Raw genomic sequence first — 13,927 nt, forward strand, 5'->3', positions numbered from 1 at the left:
CGTGATCGATATCAGCGAGTCCGTGATGCAGTTCCTCCTGGCGTTCATCGTCGTCGCCCCGCTCATCGGCGCCGTCGCGGCCCTGCTCCCCGCGCCGCCCGGGCTGAAGGGCAAGAGCCCCGACCAGGCCGTGCTGCGCCACGGCGTGACCGTGACCGGCGTGATCCTCATCGCCGCGATCGTCCTCGCGCTCGGCTTCGACCACGGCCACCCGTCGACGATGCAGGCCACGACGGACATCCAGTGGATCCCGGCCCTGAACGTCCACATCCACCTGGGCATCGACGGCATCTCACTCCCCCTCCTGGTCCTGACCGCGCTGCTGACCTTCCTCTGCGCGCTGTACTCCTCTTTCAAGATGCCGGCGGGCCCGTCCCCGAAGGCGTTCGTCGCGCTCCTGCTCGTCCTGGAGTCCGGCACCCTCGCCACCTTCGCCGTCCTCGATCTCGTGCTGTTCTTCCTCGCGTTCGAGATGGTCCTCATCCCGATGTACTTCCTGATCGCCCGCTGGGGCGGGGACCAACGGCAGGCGGCTGCCTGGAAGTTCATCCTCTACACACTGCTCGGCTCGGTCGTCATGCTGCTCGGCCTGCTCCTCGTCGGGCTCAAGTCGGGCACATTCGACATGGTGGCACTCGCCACTGACAACGGCCGTGGGCTGACCACATCCGTGCAGGTCATCGCCGTTCTGGCGATCGGGATCGGGCTCGCGGTCAAGACCCCGATGTTCCCGCTGCACAGCTGGCTCCCGGACGCCCACACCGCCGCACCGACCGTCGGCTCGGTGCTGCTGGCCGGCGTGCTCCTCAAGATGGGCACGTACGGATTCGTCCGCATCGTCCTGCCGATCGCGCCGGACGGCATGCACACCTTCGCGCCCTACCTGGCCGCCTTCGCCGTCGCCGGGATCATCTACGGATCCCTTGCCTGCCTCGCGCTCGCCAAGAAGGGCAACAAGGGCGACCTGAAGCGGCTCATCGCGTACTCCTCCGTCGGCCACATGGGCTTCGTGCTGCTCGGCATCTCCTCGATGACCCCGACCGGCGTGAACGGCGCGCTCTTCGCCAACATCGCCCACGGCCTCATCACCGGCCTGCTGTTCTTCCTGGTCGGCGCCCTCAAGGACCGCTACGGCACCGCCGACCTCGACACCCTGGCCGGCGCCACCGGAGCCGCCCTCTACGGCAGGGCGCCGCGCCTGGGCGGACTGCTCGCCTTCGCCGCCGTCGCCTCGCTCGGACTGCCCGGACTCGCCGGATTCTGGGGCGAGATGCTCGCCATGTTCGGCGCCTTCGAGCCGGCCGCGGGCCTCAGCCGCCCCGCCTACCTCACCTTCGTGGCGATCGCCGCCTTCGGCACCCTGCTCACCGCCGCGTACCTGCTGGTCGTGGTGCGCCGGGTCTGCATGGGCGGCAAGCCGGCCGAGGGCCCGCGGCTCGCCGACATCCAGGGCTACGAGTTCGCCGCCTGGAGCCCCCTCGTCGCGCTCACCGTCCTCGCCGGGCTCTGGCCCGCGGTCCTCCTCGGCCTCACCGACCCGGCCGTCCAGAAGCTCCTCGCAGGAGGCAAGTCGTGACCCCCGACGTCACCACCGCGGCGGCCGGCACCGCAAGCCTGGTCCAGTCCGTCGACTGGGTCGCGATCGCGCCGCCCCTGATCGCCGCGGCCGTCGCCCTGATCGTGCTGCTCGCCGACCTGTTCCTGTCGCCGTCGCGCAAGCCGCTGCTCGGCTGGATCACCATCGCGGGCCTGGTCGCGGCCCTCGCCTCGCTCGCCCCGCTGCGCACCGGCAGCCGCTCGACGTTCTGCCTGACCGCGAACCCGGACGCGTGCAGCTACACCGTCGACCAGTTCGCCTTCGTCATCCAGGCCCTGGTCCTCGGCGGCGCCCTGCTGACCGCGCTGCTCTCGGTACGGGACACCAAGGAGAAGCTCCCCGCGGGCGAGTTCTGGTTCCTGCTGCTCTCCTCCGCGGCCGGTGCGGCCCTGCTGCCCGCCGCCCGCGACCTGGCCACCCTCGTCGTCGCCCTGGAAGTCGCCTCGCTGCCGGCCTTCGCCCTGGTCGGCCTCAAGCGGGGCGACCGGCTGTCCTCCGAGGCCGCCCTGAAGTTCTTCCTGTCGTCGGTCACCGCGACCGCCGTGATGCTGCTCGGCGTGAGCTTCGTGTACGCGGCGACCGGCACCCTGCACCTCACCGAGATCGCCACCAAACTGGCCACCGTTCCCGGCCCGTTGGGCACCGTCGCGAAGACCGGCGTCGTCCTGACCCTCGTCGGCTTCGCCTTCAAGACGGCCGCGGCACCCTTCCACTTCTGGGTGCCCGACACCTATGTGGGCGCGCCGCTGCCCGTCGCCGCCTACCTCTCCGTCGTCGGCAAGGCGGTCGGCTTCTCCGGGCTCATCCTGGTGACCGTCGTCGCCTTCCCCTCGTACGCCGACGTATGGGGCCCCGCGCTCGCCGTCCTCGCCGCGCTGACCATGACGATCGGCAACGCGGCCGCCCTGCGCCAGTCCGCGACGCGCGCCCACAGCGCGGTCCGGCTGCTCGCCTGGTCCTCGGTCGGGCAGGCCGGCTACCTCCTGGTGCCGATCGCGGCCGCCGCGTACTCCAGCGGCAGCCAGGTCGGCGCCACCGTGGCGTACGCCCTGATGTACGCCGTCGTGAACCTGGGCGCGTTCGCGGTCGCCGCCCTGGTGGCCCGCGGCAAGCCGCTGAACCGACTCACCGACTACCGGGGCCTGTACGCCGAGCGCCCCCTGGCCGCCCTTGCGCTGGCCTTCTTCCTGCTGTGCCTGGCCGGTCTTCCGCCGGGCATCATCGGCCTGTTCGCCAAGGTCACCGTCTTCTCGGCGGCCGTCGACGCGGGGCTCGGCTGGCTCGCGGTCGTCATGGCGGTCAACGTGGTCGTCGCCCTCTACTACTACCTGCGCTGGACCGCGATCCTGTTCCGGTCGCCCGAGGCCGCCGAGCAGCCCGCCGAGGCCGCACGACCCCGTGTCCCGGCCCCGCTCACGGTCGCCATCGCATTGACCGCGTTCGTCGGCGTCGTCCTGTCCGGCGTCCCCCAACTGGCCCTGCACTTCGCTTCGGTCACCCTCTTTTAAGGACGCGCTTCAAGAACGCGCCCGCGTCAACAGAAGCGCCTGTCGAGCCGCGCCCTCTCACGGGGGCGCGGCTCGCCCCATGGGCGAGCCACAGGCAATCGAAACCGATCTCCTGCCGGCCTGACCCTATTGCGGCCGCGATTCCGTTTTGGCAAGCCCGATGCCCGGGCACGGTTTGGTCCGGGAGGCCCTGAGAAGGCACTGTCGTACGCGCACACCGCAGTACGGACGCATGTGCGACGACGCGGAACCAAGACGAGACACAACAGGGAGCAGAGCGGTGCTGAGCGGGTTCAAGGACTTCATCCTGCGCGGGAACATAGTGACGATGGCCGTCGGCCTGGCCGTCGGATCGGCCTTCACGGCGGTGGTCACGGGCTTCAGCACCGCGTTCATCACCCCGCTGATCGGCCTGGCCACCAGCTCGACCGGCGACTTCAGCACGGCGACCTTCACCGCGGAGGGCGTGACCTTCCCCTACGGGAAGTTCATCGGCGCGGCCATCGCCTTCGTGATCACCGCCGCGGTGCTCTACTTCCTCGTCGTCGTGCCCATGATGAAGGTCCAGGCCCGCCTCGACCGGGACAAGCCGGTGGACATCAAGGCCGCCCTGCGCGACTGCCCCCGCTGCTACTCGCAGATCCCCGGCATCGCGACCCGCTGCTCCCACTGCACCAGCGAGATCGAGCCCGACGCGAAGGCTCTGGCGATGGCCGGGCTGCCCGCCCCGCGCTGACCCGACCCGTACGGCCTAACGCGCCCTCCAGCGCGCACAAGGGAACCAGCGTCCCCCGCCTGGCGTTGACCAGTACGGGAGAGTCCACTGGAACGTGGAAGGACGACCAGTGAAGGGCTCCCCGCCGCACCACTTGGAGGGCGTACCGTGCACCGCCGGCACAACGGGCTGAGGACAGCTGTCCTCCTCGGAGGACTGTCCGCGCTCATCATCGTCATCGGCAGCTTCTTCGGCCGCGGAGGGCTGATCATCGCGCTTCTGGTGGCCCTTGGCACGAATGCCTATGCGTACTGGAACAGCGACAAGCTGGCACTGCGGGCCATGCGGGCGCGCCCGGTCAGCGAGTTCGAGGCCCCGGCGCTCTACCGGATGGTCCGCGACCTCTCGACGCAGGCGCGCCAGCCGATGCCCCGGCTGTACATCTCGCCCACGCAGGCGCCCAACGCCTTCGCGACGGGCCGCAACCCCCGCAACGCGGCCGTGTGCTGCACGGAGGGGATCCTGCAGATCCTCGACGAGCGGGAGCTGCGGGGCGTGATCGGCCATGAGCTGAGCCACGTCTACAACCGCGACATCCTGATCTCGTCGGTCGCCGGCGCGCTCGCCTCGGTGATCATGTTCCTGGTCAACTTCGCGTGGCTGATCCCGGTCGGCCGCTCCAACGACGACGAGGGCCCCGGCATCGTGGGCATGCTGCTGATCATGATCCTCGGCCCGCTCGCGGCCTCGGTGATCCAGCTCGCGATCAGCCGTTCCCGCGAGTACGAGGCGGACGCCTCCGGCGCCCAGCTCACCGGCGACCCGCTGGCCCTGGCCAGCGCCCTGCGCAAGCTCGACGCGGGCACCAAGCAGCTCCCGCTGCCGCCCGAGCCCCGCATCGAGACGGCGAGCCACATGATGATCGCGAACCCCTTCCGCCCCGGTCAGGGAGTGTCCAAACTGTTCTCGACCCACCCGCCGATGGCGGAACGCATCGCCCGACTCGAACAGATGGCAGGTCGCCGCTCATGAAGACAATCCTGAACGTCATCTGGCTGATCCTGTGCGGCTTCTGGATGTTCCTCGGCTACATGCTCGCGGGTCTGCTGCTGTGCATCACGATCATCGGCATCCCCTTCGGGATAGCGGCCTTCCGGATCGGCCTCTACGCCCTCTGGCCGTTCGGCTACACGGTCGTGGACCGGCAGGGCGCGGGTGCGCCCTCCTGCGTCGGCAACGTCCTGTGGCTGATCCTGGCCGGCTGGTGGCTGGCGCTCGGCCACATCTTCACCGGCATAGCGCTGTGCGTCACGATCATCGGCATCCCGCTGGGCATCGCCAACTTCAAGCTGATCCCCGTGTCGCTGCTGCCCCTGGGCAAGGAGATCGTCCCCACGGACCAGCCGTTCGCGGCCCGCTGAGGCGGGTGGCCCGCCCGTACCCTGACGGCGCGTGCAACCGTGCGCGCGCTGGTGGCGTCTTCCCGGACGAACCGAATGGTTGCGGGGTTACGCAATACGGCAATGCCCCGCGCAGTGCGTACGAAAGGCAGGTTCCCGGCATGGGCATCGTCAGCTGGATCATTCTCGGCCTGCTCGCCGGGGCGATCGCCAAGATCCTGCTCCCCGGCCGCGACCCGGGCGGCCTGATCGGCACGACCCTCATAGGCGTTGCGGGAGCGTTCGTCGGTGGCTGGATATCGGCCCGCTGGCTGGACCGTCCGATCACCAACCACTTCTACGACGGCGCCACTTGGGCGGCGGCGATCGGCGGCTCGCTCGTCCTGCTGATCATCTACCGCATCCTGTTCGGCAACTCGCGCAGCCGCTGACGGCTCGGGCCTATACGAGCCCGGTCTCGCGCAGGGTGATGTTGAGGCGTCCGCTGTTCAGGCCGGTCGCGGGATCACCCGTCTCCGGCATCACCTTGGGCACGCCGTGGTACGCGAACCGGGCCGGCCCGCCGAAGACGAACAGGTCGCCGGAGCTCAACTCCACATCCGTATAAGGGCGCCCGCGGTTCTCGCTGTTGCCGAACCGGAAGACGCAGCTGTCCCCGATGCTGAGCGAAACGACTGGCGCCCCGGACTTCTCGTCCTTGTCCTGATGGAGCCCCATCTTCGCGGCGCCGTCGTAGAAGTTGATGAGCGCGGTGTCGGGGGAGTAGCGCTCGGCGGCGCCCGGGTCGTCGTACGCCGCCGCGATCGCGGAACGCCCCAACTCGGCGAGCCAGTCGGGAAATGGGGCCACGGGGAGCCCGTTCACATCCGCCGCGGTGCGGGTGTACCGGTAGGGCTGCCAGTGCCAGCCGACGCACACCGTCTGCACGGACATGACACCGCCGCCCGGCAGCACGGTGTGGCGGATCGGCACGGGCCCGCGCGCCCAGGCCCGGCAGGCCGCGACGAGTTCCCGCTGCCGGTCGAGCGAGAGCCAGCCCGGCACGTGAACGGCGCCGGGCGCGATCTCGGCCCGCGCGGGCCGGGGCAGCGAGAACAGCCCCTCGCTCATGACGTCGGTGTCGGGCTCAGAGCGCCCTCGAGCCCGAGCAGCGCTTCCTTCCGCTCAAGCCCACCGGCGTACCCCTTGAGGGAGCCGTCGGAGCCGATCACGCGATGGCAGGGCCGCACCACGAGCAGCGGATTCCGCCCGATGGCGGTGCCGACCGCCCGCACCTGCACGGAGGAGGCGCCGATCCGCCGGGCGATCTCCCCGTACGAGGCGGTCGTCCCGTACTCGATGGCGTCGAGCTGGGCCCAGACGCGGCGCTGGAAGTCGGTGCCGGGCGCGTCGGCCGCGTACGCGATGTCGAATCGGGTCAGCTCGCCGGCGAAGTACGCGCGCAGCTGCGCGGCGATGCCGGCGAAGGCCTCGGGCGCCAGCCGCCACCCGTCCTGGACGACGGCGCCGCCCTTCTGTCCCGGCACGGAAAGCGAGACCAGCGCGGTCCCGCCCGGCGCGGTAGCCGACTCCACCCCCACGAGCAACAGCTCACCGAGGGGGCTGTCGAGGGTCGCATAGACAGTCATCGCACTTTCCTTCCCTTGCGTACGACACCGAGTCTGCGACCCCCGCCCAGCGTGTGCTGGCGGAAATCGGACACCACGTCCGGTTCAGCGGTAGTTCACGAACTGGATGGCGAAGTCGAAGTCCTTGCCCTTGAGCAGGGCCTGGACGGCCTGGAGGTCGTCGCGGCTCTTCGAGGAGACGCGCAGCTCGTCACCCTGGACCTGGGCCTTGACGCCCTTGGGGCCCTCGTCGCGGATGACCTTGGCGACCTTCTTGGCGTTCTCCTGGGAGATGCCCTCCTCGATGGAGGCGGAGATCTTGTACTCCTTGCCGGACAGCTGCGGCTCGCCGGCGTCCAGCGACTTCAGGGAGATGCCCCGCTTGATCAGCTTGGTCTCGAAGATGTCGAGGATCGCCTTGACCCGCTCCTCGCCGTTCGCCTGCATCAGGATCTTCTCGCCGGACCAGGAGATCGAGGCGTCCGTGCCCTTGAAGTCGTAGCGCTGCGAGATCTCCTTCGCGGCCTGGTTGAGGGCGTTGTCGACCTCCTGCCGCTCGACCTTCGAGACGATGTCGAAACTGGAGTCGGCCATGTCCTGTGGCTCCTTGGATCGGGTGCGTGTCGGATGCGCACGGCCCCTGCGGCCGAGCGCGCGGCGACCCGGCCCCACTGCCGGACCACCGCCCCAAAGCCTAGTCACCCCATGCCCGGCAGAGCGCTGATCAATGGGGTGGCGAAGCACCCCTGGGCATCGGGTATCGTTTACGTCGTTGCCACGGAGCACCGCCGAAAAGCGGGAAACCGAAGGCGACATCCCATGGCGGTGTGCCCGAGTGGCCAATGGGAACGGACTGTAAATCCGTCGGCTCTGCCTACCCAGGTTCGAATCCTGGCGCCGCCACACTGGGTGAGACCCCCGGTGACCTGCAGAAATGCAGGTCACCGGGGGTCTCTTCGTTGTGCCCTCGGCGATCTTTCGAGTGAAATCGAAACCGGGTGACGTGTCTCACTCTGTGCCGTGCGGATCCGGGATCCGACCAGCACGTGCGGGCCGGTCACGGGCCAAGCGCCGGAGCTGTCCGGGCTGGCCGGCGCAGGGGCGCCGATCTCCTGGAGCCGGTCCGGCGGGCCCATGACGCCGAGCTGGTCCGCCGGACCGGACAGGCCCTAAGGGCGGATCCCGTCGCACGAGATGGGCAGATGCCGCGGCCCGCGCAGCACGGCGTTCTGCCGGTAGGGCGGCGGGTCCTCGATGAGCCGGGGGTTTTCCAGCCTCCGGGCCAGTTCCGACAGGGCGAACTGGGCCTCGAGGCGGGCGAGAGGTGCGCCGAAACAGCTGTGGATGCCGCTGCCCAGGCCGAGATGCTGGATGTCCCCGCGGTCCGGGTCGAAGCGGTCCGGATCCTCGAAGCGCTGGGGGTCGCGGTTGCCGGACGCCAGGACCAGCCAGAGGGAGGCGCCCTTGGGGATGGTGACACCCCGGACCTCGATGTCGGCGAGGGTGGTGCGCTGCGGCACCAGTTGTACGGGCGGCTCGAAGCGCAGCAGTTCCTCGACGATGGGCACGGCCAGCCGGGGATCCGCCCGCAGCCGCGCAAGGACATCGGGGTTGCGCAGCAGGGTCAGCATTCCGTTGGTGACCAGGTTGACGGTCGTCTCGTGGCCCGCGATCAGCAACAGCGCCGCGGTACTGAGGAGTTCCATCGTGGTCATCGAGCCGTCTTCGCCGCCGGCCGCCGCCAGCTCGGAGAGCATGTCGTTCCCGGGCTTCTTGCGGCGCTCCTCGATCAGGCCCGCCAAGTACATGCCCAGTTGCATCCGGGCGTCGTGCGACGTCCTGCCCCGCTCGGCGGGATCCCCGTCCGGGTCGGGGTCCAGGCTCGCGGCGATCGTGTCCGCCCAGGTGTGGAAGCGCGCCTCGTCCTCGCGCGGAACCCCGAGCAGCCGGCAGATCACCGTCACGGGGAAGGGGTAGGAGAACTGGTCCACCAGGTCGATCCGGCCCGGGTCGCCGATGCCGTCGATGAGGCCGGAGACGATGCCGTGGAGTTCTCCGCGCATCCCGTCGACCCGGTGAGGCGAGTGCGGCGGGCCGAAGGGCCGGTTCGTCATGCGTCGCAGCCGGTCGTGTTCCGGAGGGTCGAGCCGCAGGAAGCTGGGCGGCAGGGCGCCGTCTCCTTCGGTCGACTCGGCCAGCGGGTCGCGGCTGGTCGAGGCCACGTTGCGGGAGTCGGAACTGATCCGGGGATCGTGCAGGAGGCTGCGGATCTCGTAGTAGGTGCTGACGACGTACGGCCCGTCCTCTTCGTGGTGGACCGGCGTCTTCCGCAGCTCTTCGTAGATCGGGTACGGATCGGCGCGGTTGGCGTAGTCCAGGATCTGGTGCAGGAGGGATTGCGTCATGGCGTGTCCTCGTGGCCGTGCGCGTCAGTGCGCAGGGATGAACGTGATCCGGCGGTCGGCCGGCGAGTATCCGCTCAGCGTCACGGTGGGGCCGTGCGTGGGGACCGACGGGTCGGGGTAGTCCGCGTCCATCGGCTGATGTCCGTCCGAGCGCCGGTCGACGGTGGGGAACGCCGGCGGGAACGGTGCGGTGGTCTCGATCAGCTCCTGGTAGAACGGCAGCCACCGGCCGTGGTCGAAGGCGACCGCACCGATGACGCGCCCCTGGTACCCGTAGACGCCGACGAACCGGTGTTCCTCCAGCGACCCCTGTGAGATGAGGATCTCCGTCCCCAGTGACGGCACCCCGACCGACTTGATGTTGACTCCGAACTGCGAGGACCAGAAGGCCGGCATCCACAGGTGCGGGAGGCGGTCGGTGCTTTCGCTCAGCATGTTGTGCGCCGCGATCTCGGCCTGGGCGACCGCGTTGCCCCAGTGCTCCAGGGACAGGAACTGGTAGCCGAACAGGGCGTGCGGGGAGCGGGCGACGTCGCCCGCCACATAGATGTCGTCGGTCACGATCCCCCGGATGTCGAACGCGCGGCAGCCGGCATCGCAGGCGATCCCGCGCGGGCCCGCCCCGAGTCCGGATCCGGCGAGCCAGCCGGTGTTGCGGGTGGCGCCGAGCGAAACGAGCACCACGTCGGTCTCCACGGTGGAGCCGTCGGACAGGTGCGCGGCGCGCACCCGCCCCGAGGCGTCGCCCTCCAGAGCGGTCACCATGACTCCGCACCGCAGGTCCACCCCGTGCTTGCGATGGAGTTCGGCGGCGACCGCGCCGACCACCCCGCCGAGCGCGCCGACCAGGGGCGCTGCGGCGCGCTCGGCGACCGTGACCGGGATGCCGCGTTCGCAGCAGGCGGAGGCGACCTCCGAGCCGGCGAACCCGGCGCCGATGACGAAGACCCGCTTGGGGCCCTCGTCGAGCCGCCGGGCGAGCGCGGCCGCGTCGTCGCGGGTGCGCAGCACGAAGACGCCGTCGAGTTCCGCCTCGGCCTCGCGGGGCCACGGTCGCGCCCGTACCCCGGTGGCGATCAGCAGCCGGTCGTACGGCACTTCGTCGCCGTCGGCCAGCCGCACCCGCTTGCCGGGCATGTCCAGGCCGGTGGCCGGGACCCCGAGCCGCCAGGTCGCGTCGACGTCCCGGCGCCTGGGCAGCGAGATCCGGTCGGCGGTCGCCCTGCCCAGCAGCACCTGCTTGGACAGCGGGGGCCGGTCGTACGGCTCGTGGGGTTCGTCACCGATGATGGTCAGGGAGCCCGCGAAGCCCTTGTCACGCAGGGTTTCCGCGGCTCGCAGGCCGGCCAGCGAGGCGCCGACGACGACGATGCGGCCGTCGCGCTTGAGCCGTTCCAGGGATCCGTCACCGGTCACCGGACACCGCCTCGGCGGGGACGTCCACCGCATCGACCAGGATCGCCTGGACGGGGCACGCCATGGCGGCCTGGATCAGCTTCTCGCGCTGTGCCTCGTCGGCCTCCGGGGTGTACAGCAGCGCCTCCTCCCCGTGCATGGCGAAGATCTCGGGCGCGAGGAAGGCGCACTGCGCATACCCCTGACAGCGGTTCAGGTCGACGGCAATCCTCACCACGGGATGGGTCCTCTCCAACGGCCCGCTCAGCCCCCTGTGACCACCCTCGGTGGCCGGACGGGATGCGGCGACGGGAGTGCGGCCGTTCGAGTGGGCGGTGCGGTCGGGTCAGGTCGATGGGGCCGACCGTGACCGGGCGCGACGCCGACCCCGCAGGATGTTCAGGCCGAGGAGCAACGCCCAGGCCGGGAAGACCAGTTCGGACCAGGGCACATTGGCTCCCACCACGAGCAGCGCGAGGCCCGCCAGGTAGCCGAGGGCGACGAGCGGGCGCGGGAGGACGCCGCTTCGGCGGCCGATGGTCGAGGTCGTGATGATGAACACGGCTGCCATCCGCATGGCGTACGTGGTCAGCAGGGCGTAAGCGAAGTGCCGGCCGAAAGCAGGGTGCTGCTGACTTTCGTCGAGCACGGTTCCGGCTGCCGCGGCGGCGCCGAACAGGGCCGCGACGAAGACCAGACCGCTGCCCAGGAACACAGTGGAGAAGAACCGGTCCTCTCTTTCGCCGGTCTGCTCGCGCAGGGCGCCCATGAACCACAGGAAGGCGATCCCGGCGAACGGGAGCAGCGCCAGCGCCGTCCGGACGGCGCTGCGCTGTCCGGCATCGGCGGTCACCTCGTCCCCGCCGGCGCCGCCGGGCAGAGCGATGCGCATCAGGACGATCGCCGCGGCCATCAGGACCGCGAACACCACCCCGGCCACTCCGGCGGCCCAGGGTGTCGCGAGGCGCTCGTGCTTCCGCTCCATGGTCTCCCGCTTTCTGCCTGCCCTCCTTCGTACAGACACCAGCGATCCAGGGCCTCGCGCCATCGGAGCCACTCGGGAGGAAGCCACGGTGCGCCATACGGGCTATGGCTGCCGGCCGGATGCGGGGACCCCCGCATCGAATGCCCGAGCCACCGAGAGGCTGTCGACGGGTCGCATCGAGTGGTGGAGGTCACGGCCCCGGGCGGGTGGCCGGGTGAGTCCGAAGGGTTGGCTCAGTTCCCCGCCACGCCCTTCACCGCGACCGTCACCGGGGCCGAGCCCGAGATCAGTTCCAGGGTCAGGCCTGCTGTTGCCGGGGTATCCAGGAGTTCGGCCAGGACCGCGGCCACGTCGTCCCGGGGGATCGCGCCGTGGCCCGTCGAGGCGGCCAGGGAGACCTGGCCCTTGCCCGCGTCGTTGGTGAGGCTTCCGGGGCGCAGGACCGTCCAGTCCAGGGTCGCGCGGGAGCGCACGGCGTCGTCGGCGGCGCCCTTGGCGCGCAGGTAGGCGTCGAAGACGCCGTCACCGCGGTGGGCCGCGTCCGCACCCATCGACGACACGATGACGTACCGGCGTACGCCCGCGCGTTCGGCCGCGTCGGCGAACAGGACGGCCGCCGCCCGGTCCACCGTCTCCTTGCGGGCGGCGTCGCTGCCCGGGCCCGCGCCCGCCGCGAACACCACCGCGTCCGCGCCCCGGAGCACCTCGGCGACGGCGTCCACCGACGCCGACTCCAGGTCCAGGACGACCGGCTCCGCGCCCGCTTGTCGCAGGTCGTCCGCCTGTTCCGGCTTGCGGATGATTCCCGCGACCTCGTCGCCGCGCGCCGCCAGCAGGCGTTCGAGCCGCAGCGCGATCTGACCATGACCTCCAGCAATGACAATGCGCATGCTGACGACGGTAGCCGCAGACGCGGCGGCCCGCTGGCGGAGCGGCGACCTCGTCACCCGGTCTCGCCACGGCCCGGGTCGGGGCGGCCCTGGCGGGGGAGTCCGAGGGCGACCGCGGCGGCCGAGTCGCAGTACTCGCGCACCGCGCTGGTACGGGCCACGACCCGGCCCCGGTGGATGACGATGCGGCTGTAGGCGAGCGAGAGGACGCCCGCGATGCGTTCGCCGCGTACGGCGAGCAGTTCGGCGGGGAAGCCCGCCTCGACGCGTACCTCCGGAAGGCCCATCGTCTCGCGGGCGACCGTGCTGACCGCCGCGTACGCGTCCTCGGGGCGCATACCGGCCTGGGAGGCGAGGAGGTAGGCGGCCTCCAGGGGGTCGCCCCGGCCGACCGGGTTGGAGACGTCGCGCAACGCCCCGCTTCCGGCTGCCAGTCGGACCCCGGCGGCCCTCAACAACCGTACGGGAGCTGCTCCTTGACGGTCCGTCATGCCGCATCCGCCCTGCGGGAGACAGGTCACCGCGACTCCGGCGGAGGCGAGTTGGTCGGCGGCGCGGGCCGCGGTGTCGCGGGGGAGGCGGGCGAGGCCGCCGCAGGGGCCGATCACGACGCCGGGGCGCAGGCCGCCGGACATGGCCGCGAGGCGGGCCAGGCGCGCCGGGTCGGTGCCGTCGGTATGCAGGTCGACGGCGCAGCCGTGCTCGGCGGCGAGCTCCAGGACGGCCTCCGCGTAGCCGGCCGGGTCGGCGTCCAGATCGGGGCAGCCCCCCACCACCGAGGCGCCCATCTTCACCGCGTCGCGCAGCATGGCGAGCCCGTCCGCGCCGGCCACCCCGGTGAGCAGACGGGGCACGGCGACGACCGCGAGCTCGGTGAGGCCACGCAGGGAGCGCCGGGTCTGGAGTACCGCCTCCAGTGGGTCGAGCCCGCTGACCTCGTCGATGCGTACGTGCGAACGCAGCGCCGTGGCGCCGTGCCCGAGCTGGAGCAGGGCGGCTTCGGTGGCCCGGCGCTGGACCTCCTCGACGGCGTACGAGACCGGCCCCTCCGCGCTGAAGGCGGTCAGCGCGGTGTCGCTGTGGGCGTGCGGCTCGGCGGGGGCGGGCAGCAGCAGGAAGCCGTTCAGGTCGACGCGCGCGCCGTGCGCGGTGAGGCTGCCCGCGGTGCCCACCGCCTCGATGCGGCCGCCGCCGAGCCGCACGTCCACGGTGCGCCCGTCGGCGAGCCGGGCGCCGCACAGCAGCAGGGAGGAGGCGGAGGTCGGGTCGGGGCCTTCGCCGGTGCCGGGGGAGTGGGCCGGCTGCTGGTGGCTGTCGGACATCGCGCTCCTGATCGGGCTCGGGTGATCAGGCTCGGGCAGGCATGATCACGCAGCGTGAGGCGAGCCTAGGGGCGGCCAACCCGCGCATCGAGGAGGAGCGCAA

The 13,927-nt window shown here is 71.0% G+C and carries 15 protein-coding genes and 1 tRNA gene; 7 read left to right on the plus strand and 9 right to left on the minus strand.

All coding sequences use genetic code 11. The features are described 5' to 3' along the window. Position 1: 1 nt before the first annotated feature. The 6 genes from ABD346_RS14930 (at position 2) to ABD346_RS14955 (ending at position 5,651) form a co-directional block, all read left to right on the plus strand. Entirely contained in the window at positions 2-1,576 is a 1,575-nt protein-coding gene (locus tag ABD346_RS14930) for a complex I subunit 4 family protein (protein ID WP_344375182.1), read from the plus strand. After that, positions 1,573-3,105, plus strand: coding sequence for an NADH-quinone oxidoreductase subunit N (locus ABD346_RS14935; protein ID WP_344375183.1), 1,533 nt, complete (start codon positions 1,573-1,575; stop codon positions 3,103-3,105). Before ABD346_RS14930 ends, ABD346_RS14935 begins: the two co-directional genes overlap by 4 nt. Before the next feature lie 280 nt (positions 3,106-3,385). Next, positions 3,386-3,841: a large conductance mechanosensitive channel protein MscL gene (locus tag ABD346_RS14940; RefSeq protein ID WP_344375185.1), complete on the plus strand. Its 456-nt coding sequence runs from the start codon at positions 3,386-3,388 to the stop codon at positions 3,839-3,841. A 147-nt stretch (positions 3,842-3,988) separates the two neighbouring features. Continuing rightward, positions 3,989-4,852, plus strand: coding sequence for a zinc metalloprotease HtpX (htpX, locus tag ABD346_RS14945; protein ID WP_053724090.1), 864 nt, complete (start codon positions 3,989-3,991; stop codon positions 4,850-4,852). Beyond that, complete coding sequence (locus ABD346_RS14950) at positions 4,849-5,241, plus strand: YccF domain-containing protein (RefSeq protein WP_344375187.1); 393 nt, start codon at positions 4,849-4,851, stop codon at positions 5,239-5,241. Before htpX ends, ABD346_RS14950 begins: the two co-directional genes overlap by 4 nt. A 140-nt stretch (positions 5,242-5,381) precedes the next feature. Further along, entirely contained in the window at positions 5,382-5,651 is a 270-nt protein-coding gene (locus ABD346_RS14955; protein ID WP_189963108.1) for a GlsB/YeaQ/YmgE family stress response membrane protein, read from the plus strand. Between the two features lie 10 nt (positions 5,652-5,661). Here ABD346_RS14955 and ABD346_RS14960 read toward each other — a convergent pair whose 3' ends face one another. The 3 genes from ABD346_RS14960 to ABD346_RS14970 form a co-directional block, all read right to left on the minus strand. Further along, positions 5,662-6,330 carry an alpha-ketoglutarate-dependent dioxygenase AlkB family protein gene (locus ABD346_RS14960; protein ID WP_344375189.1) on the minus strand — a complete coding sequence of 223 codons (669 nt, stop codon included), beginning with the start codon at positions 6,328-6,330 and terminating at the stop codon, positions 5,662-5,664. After that, on the minus strand, positions 6,327-6,848 hold the full coding sequence (locus tag ABD346_RS14965; RefSeq protein ID WP_344375191.1) for a methylated-DNA--[protein]-cysteine S-methyltransferase: 522 nt from the start codon (positions 6,846-6,848) through the stop codon (positions 6,327-6,329). The genes ABD346_RS14960 and ABD346_RS14965 overlap by 4 nt, the downstream gene beginning before the upstream one ends. An 84-nt stretch (positions 6,849-6,932) precedes the next feature. Next, positions 6,933-7,421 (minus strand): YajQ family cyclic di-GMP-binding protein, encoded by a 489-nt coding sequence (locus ABD346_RS14970; protein WP_344375192.1) that lies wholly within the window; start codon positions 7,419-7,421, stop codon positions 6,933-6,935. A 227-nt stretch (positions 7,422-7,648) separates the two neighbouring features. Between ABD346_RS14970 and ABD346_RS14975 the strand changes: the two genes are divergently transcribed. Further along, a tRNA-Tyr gene (locus ABD346_RS14975) sits at positions 7,649-7,730 on the plus strand. A gap of 266 nt (positions 7,731-7,996) precedes the next feature. Here ABD346_RS14975 and ABD346_RS14980 read toward each other — a convergent pair. From ABD346_RS14980 to ABD346_RS15005, 6 genes are all read right to left on the minus strand, one after another. Further along, positions 7,997-9,232 (minus strand): cytochrome P450, encoded by a 1,236-nt coding sequence (locus tag ABD346_RS14980; RefSeq protein WP_344375193.1) that lies wholly within the window; start codon positions 9,230-9,232, stop codon positions 7,997-7,999. Positions 9,233-9,256: 24 nt separating this feature from the next. Next, positions 9,257-10,681: an NAD(P)/FAD-dependent oxidoreductase gene (locus ABD346_RS14985; RefSeq protein WP_381225889.1), complete on the minus strand. Its 1,425-nt coding sequence runs from the start codon at positions 10,679-10,681 to the stop codon at positions 9,257-9,259. Continuing rightward, a complete protein-coding gene (locus tag ABD346_RS14990) occupies positions 10,638-10,862 on the minus strand; it encodes a ferredoxin (RefSeq protein ID WP_344375432.1) in 225 nt (74 codons plus the stop codon). Before ABD346_RS14990 ends, ABD346_RS14985 begins: the two co-directional genes overlap by 44 nt. Before the next feature lie 111 nt (positions 10,863-10,973). Further along, positions 10,974-11,612 carry a hypothetical protein gene (locus ABD346_RS14995; RefSeq protein ID WP_344375196.1) on the minus strand — a complete coding sequence of 213 codons (639 nt, stop codon included), beginning with the start codon at positions 11,610-11,612 and terminating at the stop codon, positions 10,974-10,976. A gap of 233 nt (positions 11,613-11,845) precedes the next feature. Next, the gene (locus ABD346_RS15000) at positions 11,846-12,502 is read right to left on the minus strand and encodes an SDR family oxidoreductase (protein ID WP_344375197.1); all 657 of its coding nucleotides are present in this window, start codon (positions 12,500-12,502) and stop codon (positions 11,846-11,848) included. Between the two features lie 53 nt (positions 12,503-12,555). Further along, the gene (locus ABD346_RS15005) at positions 12,556-13,824 is read right to left on the minus strand and encodes an amidohydrolase family protein (RefSeq protein ID WP_344375198.1); all 1,269 of its coding nucleotides are present in this window, start codon (positions 13,822-13,824) and stop codon (positions 12,556-12,558) included. Between the last annotated feature and the right edge of the window lie 103 nt (positions 13,825-13,927).

This window comes from Streptomyces mauvecolor, from assembly GCF_039532965.1.
GTDB classification, from domain to species: domain Bacteria; phylum Actinomycetota; class Actinomycetes; order Streptomycetales; family Streptomycetaceae; genus Streptomyces; species Streptomyces violascens.

Coding starts and splice junctions, on each gene's coding strand:
- ABD346_RS14970 (WP_344375192.1), bottom strand. CDS start 7,421: ATGGCCGACTCCAGTTTCGACATCGTCTCGAAGGTCGAGCGGCAGGAG.
- ABD346_RS14965 (WP_344375191.1), bottom strand. CDS start 6,848: ATGACTGTCTATGCGACCCTCGACAGCCCCCTCGGTGAGCTGTTGCTC.
- ABD346_RS14960 (WP_344375189.1), bottom strand. CDS start 6,330: ATGAGCGAGGGGCTGTTCTCGCTGCCCCGGCCCGCGCGGGCCGAGATC.
- ABD346_RS15005 (WP_344375198.1), bottom strand. CDS start 13,824: ATGTCCGACAGCCACCAGCAGCCGGCCCACTCCCCCGGCACCGGCGAA.
- ABD346_RS14950 (WP_344375187.1), top strand. CDS start 4,849: ATGAAGACAATCCTGAACGTCATCTGGCTGATCCTGTGCGGCTTCTGG.
- ABD346_RS15000 (WP_344375197.1), bottom strand. CDS start 12,502: ATGCGCATTGTCATTGCTGGAGGTCATGGTCAGATCGCGCTGCGGCTC.
- ABD346_RS14955 (WP_189963108.1), top strand. CDS start 5,382: ATGGGCATCGTCAGCTGGATCATTCTCGGCCTGCTCGCCGGGGCGATC.
- ABD346_RS14995 (WP_344375196.1), bottom strand. CDS start 11,612: ATGGAGCGGAAGCACGAGCGCCTCGCGACACCCTGGGCCGCCGGAGTG.
- ABD346_RS14980 (WP_344375193.1), bottom strand. CDS start 9,232: ATGACGCAATCCCTCCTGCACCAGATCCTGGACTACGCCAACCGCGCC.
- ABD346_RS14985 (WP_381225889.1), bottom strand. CDS start 10,681: ATGCGGTGGACGTCCCCGCCGAGGCGGTGTCCGGTGACCGGTGACGGA.